This window comes from Sphingomonadaceae bacterium OTU29LAMAA1, assembly GCA_024072375.1.
Classification (GTDB): domain Bacteria; phylum Pseudomonadota; class Alphaproteobacteria; order Sphingomonadales; family Sphingomonadaceae; genus Sphingomonas.
Genome location: CP099617.1, coordinates 3,545,961 through 3,559,211, shown reverse-complemented (window position 1 = coordinate 3,559,211; position 13,251 = coordinate 3,545,961). Strand labels below are relative to the sequence as shown.

The 13,251-nt window shown below is 66.9% G+C and carries 12 protein-coding genes; 3 read left to right on the top strand and 9 right to left on the bottom strand.

Going from position 1 to position 13,251, the window contains the following annotated elements; translation table 11 throughout:
* Positions 1 to 58: 58 nt before the first annotated feature.
* The 4 genes from NF699_17035 to NF699_17020 form a co-directional block, all read right to left on the bottom strand.
* The gene (locus NF699_17035; protein ID USU04721.1) at positions 59 to 865 is read right to left on the bottom strand and encodes a transporter; all 807 of its coding nucleotides are present in this window, start codon (positions 863 to 865) and stop codon (positions 59 to 61) included.
* Complete coding sequence (gene xth, locus NF699_17030; GenBank protein ID USU04720.1) at positions 847 to 1,617, bottom strand: exodeoxyribonuclease III; 771 nt, start codon at positions 1,615 to 1,617, stop codon at positions 847 to 849. The genes NF699_17035 and xth overlap by 19 nt, the downstream gene beginning before the upstream one ends.
* Before the next feature lie 3 nt (positions 1,618 to 1,620).
* Positions 1,621 to 1,959, bottom strand: coding sequence for an iron-sulfur cluster insertion protein ErpA (gene erpA, locus NF699_17025; protein USU04719.1), 339 nt, complete (start codon positions 1,957 to 1,959; stop codon positions 1,621 to 1,623).
* Between the two features lie 273 nt (positions 1,960 to 2,232).
* Complete coding sequence (locus NF699_17020) at positions 2,233 to 3,387, bottom strand: M23 family metallopeptidase (protein ID USU04718.1); 1,155 nt, start codon at positions 3,385 to 3,387, stop codon at positions 2,233 to 2,235.
* Positions 3,388 to 3,722: 335 nt separating this feature from the next.
* Between NF699_17020 and NF699_17015 the strand changes: the two genes are divergently transcribed.
* Positions 3,723 to 4,682, top strand: coding sequence for an isopenicillin N synthase family oxygenase (locus NF699_17015; GenBank protein USU04717.1), 960 nt, complete (start codon positions 3,723 to 3,725; stop codon positions 4,680 to 4,682).
* Between the two features lie 18 nt (positions 4,683 to 4,700).
* Positions 4,701 to 5,384 (top strand): hypothetical protein, encoded by a 684-nt coding sequence (locus NF699_17010; protein ID USU04716.1) that lies wholly within the window; start codon positions 4,701 to 4,703, stop codon positions 5,382 to 5,384.
* A 9-nt stretch (positions 5,385 to 5,393) separates the two neighbouring features.
* Here NF699_17010 and NF699_17005 read toward each other — a convergent pair whose 3' ends face one another.
* The 5 genes from NF699_17005 to hflK all read right to left on the bottom strand — a co-directional run bounded on the left by NF699_17005 (position 5,394) and on the right by hflK (position 12,227).
* Positions 5,394 to 6,608 carry a M20 family metallopeptidase gene (locus NF699_17005; GenBank protein USU04715.1) on the bottom strand — a complete coding sequence of 405 codons (1,215 nt, stop codon included), beginning with the start codon at positions 6,606 to 6,608 and terminating at the stop codon, positions 5,394 to 5,396.
* A gap of 185 nt (positions 6,609 to 6,793) precedes the next feature.
* Complete coding sequence (locus NF699_17000; GenBank protein ID USU04714.1) at positions 6,794 to 8,443, bottom strand: DUF853 domain-containing protein; 1,650 nt, start codon at positions 8,441 to 8,443, stop codon at positions 6,794 to 6,796.
* A 115-nt stretch (positions 8,444 to 8,558) separates the two neighbouring features.
* The gene (locus NF699_16995) at positions 8,559 to 10,121 is read right to left on the bottom strand and encodes a Do family serine endopeptidase (GenBank protein ID USU04713.1); all 1,563 of its coding nucleotides are present in this window, start codon (positions 10,119 to 10,121) and stop codon (positions 8,559 to 8,561) included.
* Positions 10,122 to 10,236: 115 nt separating this feature from the next.
* Positions 10,237 to 11,112: a protease modulator HflC gene (locus tag NF699_16990; GenBank protein ID USU04712.1), complete on the bottom strand. Its 876-nt coding sequence runs from the start codon at positions 11,110 to 11,112 to the stop codon at positions 10,237 to 10,239.
* Entirely contained in the window at positions 11,109 to 12,227 is a 1,119-nt protein-coding gene (hflK, locus tag NF699_16985) for an FtsH protease activity modulator HflK (protein USU04711.1), read from the bottom strand. Before hflK ends, NF699_16990 begins: the two co-directional genes overlap by 4 nt.
* Positions 12,228 to 12,297: 70 nt before the next feature.
* Here hflK and NF699_16980 point away from each other — a divergent pair, with 70 nt between their 5' ends.
* Entirely contained in the window at positions 12,298 to 13,251 is a 954-nt protein-coding gene (locus NF699_16980) for an Mrp/NBP35 family ATP-binding protein (GenBank protein USU04710.1), read from the top strand.

Here is a 13,251-nt window from a genome sequence, read left to right as displayed (position 1 = left end):
GTATAGGGCGTCCTGCCGGGAGTGGGTAGCGGCTCGCTCGGGCCGGGTCGCTGAAGCGTCAGAACCGGCGGGAGATACCTGCGGAGAGTTCGAGATCCGGCGCGTCGTGATTGAGGCCCGCGATCCCGAATACGTCGAACTGCCAATCGTCACGCGGTTGCCAGCCGATCGAAAGCGCCGCCAGCGCCTGCGTCGTGCGACCGTCGGGATCGTCGTCGCGGATCACCTGCCCCTCGGCGGCGAGCGATACGGTCTGGCCAAGCTTGAAGGTCGCACCACCGGCGGTGCTGTAGCGCAGATGCCGGCCCGACCTCCCTTCGTCAGGCTGCGCGTCGATCTCCGGCGTCGCATCCAGCTGTATCGTATCGGACAATTCGTACGTAACCGGCAGCAGGAATCCCGCCCCGACGACACCTTCGCCGATGCGGCTGCCACCCGTCGGGACCGTCACGAAGGGCAGCGCCGCAACCGCGAAACCGCTACCGTCAGGGTGCAGCAACGATGCCTTTACTCCCAGCGACACGTCCCCGGTCTGGCCGGCACGATCGATCGCACCGGTCTGGCGATCGCGGATGCGTTCATGACCATACGGGGTCCAGCCGATCCGTGCCTCCAGGACATCGGTAACGCCGACGCGGACCAGCGTATCGCCGAGCAGGATCGTATCGGTGCGGTTGTCGGGCTGGCGATCGAGCGTCCAGTCGACCACCCCGGTTTCCACCATGACGCGCCCCCGGTCGACGATACACGCCGGCGTATCGAGGCCGGGGCGCTCCGGACACAGGTCGCGCTGCTGCGCCAGCGCCGGGGAGGCCATCAGCGCCAGCAGTACCGCCGCCTGTCGCTTCACGTCAGCCGGACCCACGTCGGTGCGTGGTCGCTCGCCTTTTCACGCCCGCGATATGCCTTGTCGACGCCGGCATCTGCCAGCCGGTCGGCCGCCTGCGGGCTGAGCAGCAGATGATCGATGCGAAAGCCCGCGTCGCGCTGCCACGCACCCGCCTGATAGTCCCAGAAGGTCCACACGCCGCCCTTCGGCTTGCGGGTGCGTAGCGCGTCGGTCCAACCCTGCGCCAGCAGGCGGCGATAGGCGGCCCGGCTTTCCGGCTGCATCAGCGCATCGTCCGCCATCGCCCGGACGGAGAAGGTGTCGTCGTCATTGGGAATCACGTTGTAATCGCCCATCAGGACCACCGGCTGCTCCGCGTCGAGCAAAACCCGGGCGCGGGCGGCAAGCCGCTCCATCCAGCGCAGCTTATAGTCGAATTTCGGCCCCGGCTGCGGATTGCCGTTGGGGAGGTAGATCGATGCTACGACCAGCCCGTCGACCTCGCACTCCAGATAACGACTGTGTTCGTCCTCCGGCTCACCCTCCAGCCCGCGCTGACGCTCGACCGGGGTCATTCCCTTCGCGAGCACCGCGACGCCGTTGAAACCCTTTTGCCCGTGCCAGATCGCGCCATAGCCCGCCCCCTCGATATCGGCGATCGGGAAGGTATCGTCGCTGCACTTGATCTCTTGCAGGCACACCACGTCGGGCTGCTCCTCGGCAAGATACTCGATCAGCCGCGGCAGGCGGGCCTTGATCCCGTTGACGTTGTAGGTGACGAGCTTCAAGCGTCAGATCGCGAAGCTGGAACCGCAACCGCAACCTGACGCCGCGTTGGGATTTTCGACCCGAAACGCCGCTCCGCCCAGCGATTCGACGTAATCCACCTGACAGCCGCGCACGAGATCGAGGCTGACGCTGTCGACGACCAGACGCACGCCGTCCGTCTCCGCGATGGTATCGTCTTCGTCGGCTGCGTCGGCGAAGCCGAACTTGTACTGGAAGCCCGAACAGCCTCCGCCGTCAACCGAGAGCCGGAGGATCGCAGGCTTGTTCTGCTTGCCCGCGATCGCCGCGACGCGCGCGGCGGCGGCAGGCGTGAGCATGATGTCGGGGGCGAGTGTGGCCATATCGCGGAGATAGGCGCGACAGGGGAGCGGGGCAACCGGTTGGTTGGGACGTGTGCGGTCATGATCGGGTCCGGCATCCATGCTCACGCCCCCGTTCCCGCCATATTCCGTCATCCCGACGGACCCCGGGCCCCATGGACGCGCTGAACCATCAATGACGCGCCGGCAGCGGCCCGGCTCCATGGACCTTCGACGTTCGCCGGGACAACGGGTGCGCGCAACGCAAACGGGCGGAGGTTACCCCCCGCCCGCTTCACGATCGAGCAGGAGCAATCAATCCTGCGCGGCGGGTCCGTCCGTCGACACCGGGATGGCATGGACCGCGCGGTCCTGCGACGCGAGCAGATAATCGGCGGTGGTCAGGAACGGGATCGGGTTCACGGCGTGACCGTCGATGCGAACCTCGTAATGCAGGTGGGGTCCGGTCGAGCGGCCGGTCGAGCCCATCAGCGCGATCAACTGGCCGCGGGTAACGCGGGCGCCATCGGCGACGAGGATCTTCGAAAGGTGGCCATAGCGGGTGGCGATACCCTTGCCGTGATTGATCTCGACCATGTTGCCATAGCCGCCCTGGCGCGCTGCGTGATCGACGATACCGTCGGCCGTGGCGTAGATCGGCGTGCCCACCGGACCGGGAATGTCGACGCCGGCATGCATCGCGGCGGTGCCGCGGAACGGATCGGAACGGATGCCGAAGTTGCTGGTGAAGTTCAGCTTTTGCACCGGCTGCACGGAGGGGATGGCGATCGCGCCCTGCTGCAGCGTATCGAGCTTCTTCCAGCTCTGGAACAACGTGCGGAACTGCGCATCCGCTTTCAGATCGGCCTGTGCCTCGGCGCTGTTGGCATCCAGCATGGGGCCACCCATGCCGCCCCTGGCGATGCGGCCGGCGACGCCCAGCTTCTTCAGCGTCGCATTCGTCTGCGCCAGACGGCGGTCGAGCACGTCCTGCGCGGCATCGGCGAGTTCCGCCTGACGGCCCTCCACCTTCACCAGCGGCTTGACGACATCGGCGGCGAGGCGATCGGCGGTGGGATCGATCGCGAGCGTCGCCATAGCCAGCTCGGCCTCATCGCCCTTGCCGGTCAGCGCGGCGGTGATGAGCGCCTGACGCTGCTCGACGCGCTCGGCATGCACTTTCGCGACGTGGCGGATGTCGGACACCCGCGCCTGCATCGCGTCGATCTGGCGTTCCATATGGACGATACGGGTGTCGACCGGGCTGGTGACGACCTGAGCCGCCTGCGCGGCGCCGTATCCCGAGAAACCGATGGTAAGCGCGCCGATCGTGGCGGCAGCGGCCTGACGGCGGCCGGTGATGCTGACCCGGCGCAGCGACTTACCGTCGTGGAACAGAATATCACGGGTGGTGAACAAGGCGCGGACGCGCGAACCGAAGGCGACAGCAGTACGGGCGAAAGTGATCATCGGACCCCAACATAATGCGCCGTACCCGCCCTGGCCGGGTCCGGACTATTCAGATCGTCCTGACTCGCAGCCCCACCGCGCCCCAGACGACCGAGTGTGTGCCTGCAATTCGCCGTCCACCACAAGTGCATGGTTACCACTACCGCGATCAAGCGGGACCGGACTGCGCCGAGTCGATGAAACACTGTCCCATCACGCTGGATAAACGCACGTAATACTGCCGTTTCTCCGGCATTCACGACGTTCGACCGGCATCGAATCACCGGTGCGACGTGGGACATGACGGCGTGCTCCGGGCGAGGTATAACCGTCGCTTCATCAGACGGATGGCCTTTATGCTTGATACTCCCTCGACTGCCGAGGTGCCGACACTCAGCCTCGCCGATCAGGATCGCGACCCCGACGGCTTTGCCGCCGCGTTCGGCGAATCGTTCGAACGGTTCGGCTTCGCGATCATCGCCGATCATGGCGTGCCACAGGACCTGATCGACCGTGCGTGGCGTGAAACGGCGGAATTGTTCGCGCGCCCGGAAGCGGAGAAGCGCGGCTATTTCGTCGAGGGCGGCGGCGGCGCACGCGGCTATACCCCGTTCAAGACCGAGATCGCCAAGGACGCCAAACACGTCGACCTCAAGGAATTCTGGCATATCGGTCGCGAACTGCCGGAGGGTCATCGGTTCGCCGACAGCATGTCGCCGAACATCTGGCCGACACAGCCTGCCGGATTCAGGGACACGTTCCTCGAACTGTTCACCGCGTTCGACCGCGCCGGCGACCGGCTGCTGTCGGCGATCGCGCGGCACCTGAAGCTCGATCCGCACTGGTTCGATCCGGCGGTGAAGGACGGCAATTCGGTCCTTCGCCTGCTGCATTATCCGCCGATCCCGGCGGATGCGGAGGGCGTACGGGCGGGCGCGCACGAGGATATCAACCTCATCACGCTTCTGCTCGGGGCAGAGGAAGCCGGCCTAGAACTACTAGACCGCGCCAACAACCGCTGGCTCGCGATCAAGCCGCCGGAGGGCGCGATGGTCGTCAACGTCGGCGACATGCTGCAGCGGCTGACCAACCACGTGCTGCCATCGACCACGCACCGCGTCGTCAACCCGCCGCCCGAACGCCGCGGCCATTCGCGCTATTCGATGCCGTTCTTCCTGCACCCCGCACCCGATTTCTTGATCGAGACACTGCCGCAGACGATCAGCGCCGAGCATCCGAACCGTTACCCCGAGCCGATCACGGCGCACGACTATCTGCACCAGCGACTGGTCGAGATCGGGCTGATCAAGGCCTGATCGCAGGAGGCGCGGCCGATGGTCGAAATTCTGGCGTTCGTCGTCGCGGTTGCGGTCGCGCTGATCGTCTTGCAGGGCGGCGCGCCCTGGTATGTCGCGCTCGGGATCGGGGTCGGGTTGTGGTGGGTGATCGGTGCGTTCGTTTGGCGGGTACGGCGGCGTCGGGCACAGCCTGCGCTGGAGGCGAGCGCGGCCCATGTCCGCCGCTCGCTGCACACCGATGTCGCGATCGCCGACCCCGCTCTCAACGTCTTCGTGGCCGTCGACAACGCACGGACACGGCTGATCGCAGGATCGCTGGACGGCGCGCCGCCGGCGACGTGGCATATCGCGGATCTGACCACGGCGCGGGTGGAGATCGATACCGGCTGGGGGCTGGTCCTCGATCGCGAACGCACGCCCGCAGGGCGGTTGCTCACCACGCTGTACTATCCGTTCCAGCCGATCGCGTTCGTTTTCGCGCTGCTGTCGATCTTCGATGCGCCGGGCGGCGATCTGGACGTGTTCGTCCGGAGCAAGCGCGTTCGGGCGATCCGCATCGTCGCGGATACGCGAGGGGCGCCGTTCGACGTGACAATCTATGACGAGCGGCGATCCGCCACGTATCCGGGATCGGCCAAACCGCGCGAAGCCGCCGCGCGCGAGGTGGCGGCGGCGGTCCGTCGCGGCATCGCCCGGGCCAGCGGCGGTACGATCGCCTGATCCGGTATGTCAGTCGAAGCCGCGCTCCAGATACCGGGTCGCGACCGCACAGTGGATCGCCACGCCCTTCGCCATCACCGATTCATCGATCGTCATCCGCGTGTTGTGCAGCGGTGGATTGGTGGCGGGATCGCTGCCCGCAGGCGCGACGCCGAGGAAGGCGAAGGCACCGGGATAGCGGCGCAGCACGTAGGAGAAATCCTCGGCGCCCATCATCGGCTGTGGCATCGTCGCGAAACCCGCGTCGAGTTCGCCCGCGACCGTTTCGATCAGCGCCGCGCCGCGCGGATCGTTGACCGTCACCGGATAGCCGGTGTCGATCCATGCTTCGGCTGTCGCGCCATGTGCCGCGGCGATGTTCTCCACGATCCGCTTGAATGCGGCATGCATCGTGGCGCGCGTCGCCTCCGACAATGTCCGCAGCGTGCCGAGCAGCGTGACGTCGCCAGGGATGATATTGTGCGCCGACCCTGCCTCGATCCTGGTGATCGACAGCACCGCAGGGTCCGTGACCGCGATCCGGCGCGCGACGAAGGTCTGGAGCGCCGTCACGATCTCGCACGCGACCGGCACCGGATCGATGCAATCGTGCGGCATCGCGGCGTGGCCGCCGGCCCCGCGGATCACCGCATGCACGGTGTCCGCCGACGCCATGATCGGCCCGCTCCGGGTGATCACCAGCCCGGCCGACGCATTCGGCGTGATGTGGAGCGCGAACGCAGCGTCGGGCGTGGCGATATCGAGCAGACCGTCGTCGATCATGAAGCGGGCGCCGTGATGCCCCTCCTCGCCCGGCTGGAACATGAAGATGATCGTGCCGGGCAACCGGTCCCGCCGCGCGGAGAGCGCCCGTGCGGCGCCGACGAGCATCGCGGTATGCGAATCATGGCCGCAGGCGTGCATCCGGCCGGGAATCGTACTGGCGAACGGCAGCCCCGTTTCCTCCTGCATCGTCAGCGCATCCATGTCGCCGCGCAGCAGCACGGTGCGCCCGTTGTCGCCCGCCTGCCCGCGCAGGATCGCGATCAGCCCGGTGGTGGATGTGCCCTCGTGAAATTCCAGCGGCAGGCCGGCCAGCGCCGCCTTGATCTTACCCGTCGTGCGCGGGCAGTGCAGCCCCACCTCGGGTTCGGCATGGATCGCGCGGCGCAGGGTGACGATATCGTCGAGTTCCGCGTCGCCGGCGGCGCTCCACTCGCTGATGCTATGGTCGTCGAGGGACATGGTCTTGCTCCGTTTGCCGGGGAGCGTTGTGAGCCGGCGCGAGCGGGTTGTCGAGGCTGGGCACTCCGCAACCCATGACACTGTCCGGGCGCCCCCATCTCCGCTGCCCAGCGCAGGCCGGGGCAGCGATCGGCTGGATTACGCCTGCGGAATAAGATCCGGGCCCGCGCCGCGATGCGCGTGGCTCAGCGCCCGCGCATCAAATTGCCCAACACGCTGCGCAATACCGTGCCGACCAGACCGCCCCCCGACGACTTGCGCGACGTGCCAAACACCTGCTTGCCGATCTCGTTGGCGACCTGACGCCCGATCGAGGAACTGGCGGCACGGGTGGCGGAACCGACCGCCTTCGACCAGGGCGAGTTCGCCGCTTCGCGCTCGGCGGCGCGTTGCGCCTGCGCATCGGCCTTCGCCTGCGCGGCAGCTATGCGGGCGGTGTCCTTCGCGGCCCTGGCTTCATCCTTCGCCTGCACGGCCGCCGCCTTTTCGGCATCGCTCGAGGTGCGGGCAGCGGCGGTCGCCGCAGCGGCCTCCTGCGTCTTGACGGCGAGGATTTCCTCGGCCGATTCGCGGTCGATCGCCGTGTCGTATTTGTCGCCGATCGCATCGGTCTGGATCATGACGCCACGTTCCTGCGGCGTCACCGGCCCGACGCGGCTGGCGGGTGGCTTGATGAGCGTGCGCTCGACCGGTGAGGGCGAACCGTCCGGCTGCAGCAGCGAGACGAGCGCCTCGCCGACCTTCAGCTCGGTGATCGCGGTGGCGACGTCGACACCGGGGTTGGCACGGAACGTCTCTGCCGCCGATCGCACCGCCGCCTGATCGCGCGGAGTGAAGGCACGCAACGCGTGCTGCACCCGGTTGCCGAGCTGCCCCGCCACGGTGTCGGGAATATCGATCGGGTTCTGGGTGATGAAATAGACGCCGACGCCTTTCGATCGGATCAGGCGAACGACCTGTTCGATCTTGTCGAGCAGCGCCTTCGGTGCCTCATCGAACAGCAGATGCGCCTCGTCGAAGAAGAAGACGAGCCTGGGTTTGTCGGGGTCGCCGACTTCCGGCAGATGTTCGAACAATTCGCTCATCAGCCAGAGCAGGAACGTGCTGTAGAGTTTGGGCGCCGCCATCAACTTGTCGGCGGCAAGGACGTTGACCACGCCCCTGCCCCTGTCGTCGGTGCGGATGAAATCGTCCATCTCCAGCGCCGGCTCACCAAAGAAATGCTCGCCCCCCTGCGTGCGCAGCTGAAGCAGCGAACGCTGGATCGCACCGATCGACTGCTTTGAGACGTTGCCGTAGGTGGTGGTCAGTTCGTCAGCGCGGGTGGCACAATGCGCGAGCATCGACTGGAGATCGTCAAGGTCGAGCAGCAGCAGCCCTTCCTTGTCGGCGACGTGAAAGGCTATCGTCATCACGCCCTCCTGCACCGTGTTGAGGTCCATCAGTCGGCTGAGCAGCAGTGGCCCCATTTCGCTGACGGTGGTGCGGATCGGATGGCCCTGTTCACCGTACAAGTCCCAGAAGTGCACGGGATTGTCGGCATAGACCCAGTCGGCATCGCCGATCTCGGCAGCGCGGGCGGCAAAGGCGGCGTGGGTCTTCGACATGGGCGATCCGGCCATGGCGAGGCCGGACAGGTCGCCCTTCACATCTGCAACGAAGCTCGGCACGCCGGCGCGGGAAAAGCCTTCGATGATGCCCTGCAACGTCACGGTCTTGCCGGTGCCGGTCGCGCCGGCGATCAGGCCGTGGCGGTTGGCGCGCTTGAGCTCGAGCACCTGCGGCTTGCCGCCGCCACCACCCACACTCGCTCCAATGAAGATGCCGTCGCTCATGTTCGCTCCTACGCTACGCGAGCAGAAGCGTAGCGCGCGAGGCCCGGAAAAGGAAAGGCCGCCGCTCCACAGGAGCGACGGCCCTCGCCAGTCACGGTCCGTAGGGACGCGTGGCTTACTTGATCTTGACCGGCAGGAACGCGGGGTTGCCGCGGCCACGCTGGATCAGCAGCAGCACCTGCGGGCGACCCGCCGCCTTCGCCTGCGCAACAAGGCGCGCATAGTCCGCGGCGGTGCGAACGGGTGTGCCGTTGACGGCCGTGATCACGTCGGCACGCTTCAGCTTGCCCGCCGCGTCGCTCGACGGATCGACCGTCGCGATCACGACGCCCTGAACCGCGCTGTCTACCCCGATCGCACGCGCGATGCCCGGCGTCAGCGGCTGGACGGTAAGGCCCAGCGGTGCCGTGCTCGACTGCGGCACCGACTGCGTATCGTCGTCGCCATCGTCGCCACCCGGGCCGGCATTGGGACCGAATCCGCCGCTGTCGTCCTGACCCTGAATCTGCGCCTGCAACTGTTCCGTCGACGGACGTGTGGCCACCGCGATGTTGACGGTTGTTGGCTGGCCACCGCGCAGAACCTCGAACCGCGCGGTCGTGCCCGGCTTGAGGTTGGACACGAGGTAGGTCAGCGACTGGTCCTTGCTGACCTGCTTGCCGTCGATCTTCGTCACGACATCGCCGGGACGCAAACCGGCCCTTGCGGACGGCCCGCCCGGCTCGACGCGTGCGATCAGCTCGCCCGAATTCTTGGGAATGCCGAGCGCCGCCGCCGCATCGTCGTCGACGCCGCCGCCGATCGTCACGCCGATATAGCCGCGGCTGATCTTGCCGCCGGTGCGGAACGTCTCGATGATCGGCTTGGCGACGGCGGCCGGAATGGCGAAGCCGATGCCGATATTGCCGCCCGACTGGCTGAAGATCTGGCTGTTGACGCCGATCACGTTGCCGTTGAGGTCGAACATCGGGCCACCGGAGTTGCCCTGATTGATCGAAGCATCGGTCTGGATAAAGCGGTCGTACGCCCCGCCCTGACCCGTGACGCGATTGATCGCCGAGATGATGCCGGCGGTCACGGTGCCGCCCAGACCGAACGGCTCGCCGATCGCGACCACCCAGTCGCCTACACGCGATTGTGCGGAATCGCCCCACTTCACATAGGGCAGACCGGCTGCGTCGATTTTCAGCAGCGCAAGATCGGAATCGGTGTCCTGCCCGATGACCTTGGCGGTATATTCCTTGTTGTTCGACAGCGTTACCGTGATCGAGTTGACGGTCGCGCCGCGTGCGCCGGGGCTGATGACGTGCGCGTTGGTGACGACATAGCCATCCGGCGAGATCAGGAAGCCCGACCCGAGCGAGGCGCCTTCGCGCTTCACCGGCGCACCGCCCTGCCCGCCGCCCATGCCGCCGAACAATTCGCCGAATGGCGTGCCCGAGAACGGGTTGGCGGGCTGCTGCTGGACAATGGTCTGCTTGGTCGAGATGTTGACCACGGCCGGCTGCAGCTTCTGCACCATGTCGGCGAAGCTCATCGGCGCACCGGCGCGGGGCACGGATGCCTGGATCGCGCCCGGTTCGTTCTGCGCCTGCTGGGCGTTGCTCGGCTGGAGGGCCAGCGTGGCGGTCGCGCCGCCGAGGAGTAGCGCACTGGTGATCGCGTAGGCGTAACGCACTAGGGGAGATTCCTCTCGTTGGGGTCGTTCAGATTTGGTGCCTTATTGGACCGAAACGCCTGAACGCCGCTTGAATGTTCATCACCCGGCAAGTTGGGGTGTCAACCGTTGCCGATCAACGCCCCCGCCCTTCGAACTCGCGCAGGTAACTGTTTCCGGGTGACAATATGATCGACGTCGAGCCGCTAGGTGCCGGCCCGCCGTCCGCACCGAAGGTGTGGCGATAGGACTGCATCGCACGATAGAAGTCGTAGAAGTCGGCATCCTTGGTGAAACTTTGCGCATAGATCTGCGCCGATCGCGCATCGGCTTCGCCGCGGATGATCTGTGCTTCCTTCTGGCCCTCCGCTCGAATTGTCGTCGCCTGCTGCTGCCGCGCGGTCGCCATCCGGGCGAGCGCACGATCAAGCGGGCTGCCGTCCGGCAGGTCGGCATGCTTGATCCGCACGTCGACGATCTGCACGCCATATTGGCTGGCAAGCCGCTGCATGCGGACCTGGATATTATCCATCACCTCGTCCCGCTCGGGGCTGAGCAAGGTCGCGAACGGCTGGTTGCCCAGCTCGTTGCGGATCGAGCTGCCGAGCAGCGGGCGCAGCGCCTCTGTGATCGCGGTCTCCGTCTGCGACGTGCTGCCGGTGGCGTTCACAGCCTTCAACGGATCGATGATGCGGAAGCGCGCATAGGCGTCGACCTCCAACCGCAGCTGGTCGGACGACAGCACCTGCTGGTTGTCGTAATCGACGTCCAGCACGCGCTTGTTGAGCCAGACCAGCCGGTCGATGAACGGAATGCGCAGGATCGGGCCCGCACCGGTGCGACCAAACTGCTCACCCTGCTTCCACGCGTTCACGGTACGCACGGGCTGTTCGAATCGCAGGATTACGGCCTGCTGCGTTTCCGGCACGATGGTTACCGTCGCCGCGAGCAGGATGACGAAGATCAACGCGCCGAGGCCGAGCGCGATCGGGTGGCGCCACAGACCGTTCACTGGCTGCCTCCCGTCGTCGCCACGGGCTGGGCGGGTTGCGCCGGTTCGGCAGGTGCAGCGTCCGGCAGCCGCCGCGCATTCCCCATCGGCAGGTACGGCACGACGCCGCTCGGCTCGACGATCGTCTTGTCGGACTTGGCCAGCACGGCCTCCATGGTCTCGTAATACATGCGGCGGCGGGTCACTTCGGGTGCAAGCCGGTACTGCTCGTACACCTTGTCGAACTGCGACGCCTCGCCTTCGGCGCGGGCGATCACCTGCTTGGCGTAGGATTGCGCCTGATTGCGCGCCCCCTGCGCGTCTTGCTGCGCGGCGGTAACGTCCTTGAAGGCATCGTTGACGCGTGCGGGTGGATCAGCCTGCTTGATGCCGACGCCCACGACGACGATGCCGGACCTGTAATCGTCCAGCACCTTCTGCATCCGCTCCTGCACCTGGTTCTCGATCGTCGCGCGGCCCGGCCCGAGGGCGGAATCGAGGCTGACGTTAGCAACGACCTCGCGCATCACGCTTTCGGCGGTCGCGCGTACGGTATCTCGCGGTTTGTCGATCTGGAACACGTAGTTCTGCGGGCTCGATATCTTCCATCGCACCGCATAGGCGAGGTCGATGATGTTCTGGTCGCTCGTCAACATCAGGTTCTCGGAGCCGCTTTCCGGAAAATTCTCGATGCGGATGTTCTGAACGTCGACCTTGACGACATTGGCGATCGGTGCGGGCATCGTCATCGCGATGCCGGGATCGAGCGTGCCGGAGTAGCGGCCGAGATAGGTCACCACGCCACGCTCCTGCGGGGCGATCGGATGGATCGAGGTGTAGAGCACCCAGACCAGCAGGATGATCCCCGCCCCGATCAACCACAGCGCCCGCGCATTCGGGGCACCGGGCAGGCCGTTGAAGCCACCGCCACCCCCGCCGTTGCCGCCGCCGCGCGCCTTCTTCAGAAAATCGTCGAGCGCGGTCGGCTTCGCGCCCGGCTTGCGGGCACCGGGCGGTAGCGACCACGGGTTGCGCGGACCGCTACCATCGGGATCGTCACCCTGGCCCCAGGGACCCTTCGGCGTTTCGGCGGCGAGAATGGGAGGGCGCCCTTTGCGGCCCGGCAGGATCGTCATGCTACCCTTATAAGAAGGCGTTCGCGGAAAAACAGTGGCAAGCCGCCGACCCACGCCTATCTGACCCCGCATGACACAAGACGTAACGATCGCGGCCGTCCGCGCCGCCGCCGGGGCCCGCGCCACCTTGCGGTTCGAGGGGGCGCGCGCCGGCATCGTGCTGGACGCAACCGGCCTGTCGGGGCGCGAGCGCGATGCGCTGGAAGCGGCGGTGCGCGCCGCCGCGGCGCAGGGCTGGTCCGGCGAGGTCCGGGTCGTGGTCACCGCCGAACGCGTCGCCCGTCGGCTGATCGCGGTCGCCAGCGGCAAGGGCGGCGTCGGCAAGTCGACCCTCGCTGCCAATCTCGCCATCGCGTTGAAGGCACGCGGGCGACGGGTGGGGCTGGTCGATGCCGACATCTACGGGCCGTCGCAGCCCCGGCTGATGGCGGCGGAGGACCAGCGTCCGACCGCGAAGGACAAGGTGCTCGATCCGGTGCCGACGCCCTATGGTGTGCCGATGCTGTCGATGGGCCAGCTGGTCGAACCCGGCCGGGCACTGGCATGGCGCGGGCCGATGGTGGCGGGGGCGTTGACCCAGCTGGTCGAGGCGGACTGGGGTGCGACCGACACGCTGGTGCTCGACCTGCCGCCCGGCACCGGCGACGTGCAGCTGACGATGATCCAGAAGCACAAGCCGACAGGCGCCGTCATCGTCTCGACGCCACAGGACCTCGCGCTGATCGATGCCACCCGTGCGATCGATCTGTTCGACAAGGCCGGTATTCCGGTGATCGGGCTGGTCGAGAACATGGCCGGCTATGTCTGTCCGCACTGCGGTGAAGTGTCGGACCCGTTCGGCACCGGCGGGGCGGAGGCGACGGCCGCGCGGCTCGGCCTGCCGTTCCTCGGCCGCGTGCCGCTGGCGATCGGCATTCGCACCGCGTCGGATGCCGGTCAGCCGCCGGCGGCGGGGAACGGCGCGGATGGCGCGGCGTTCCATTCCATCGCCGGGCAGGTCGACGACTGGCTGTCCCGGCATTGA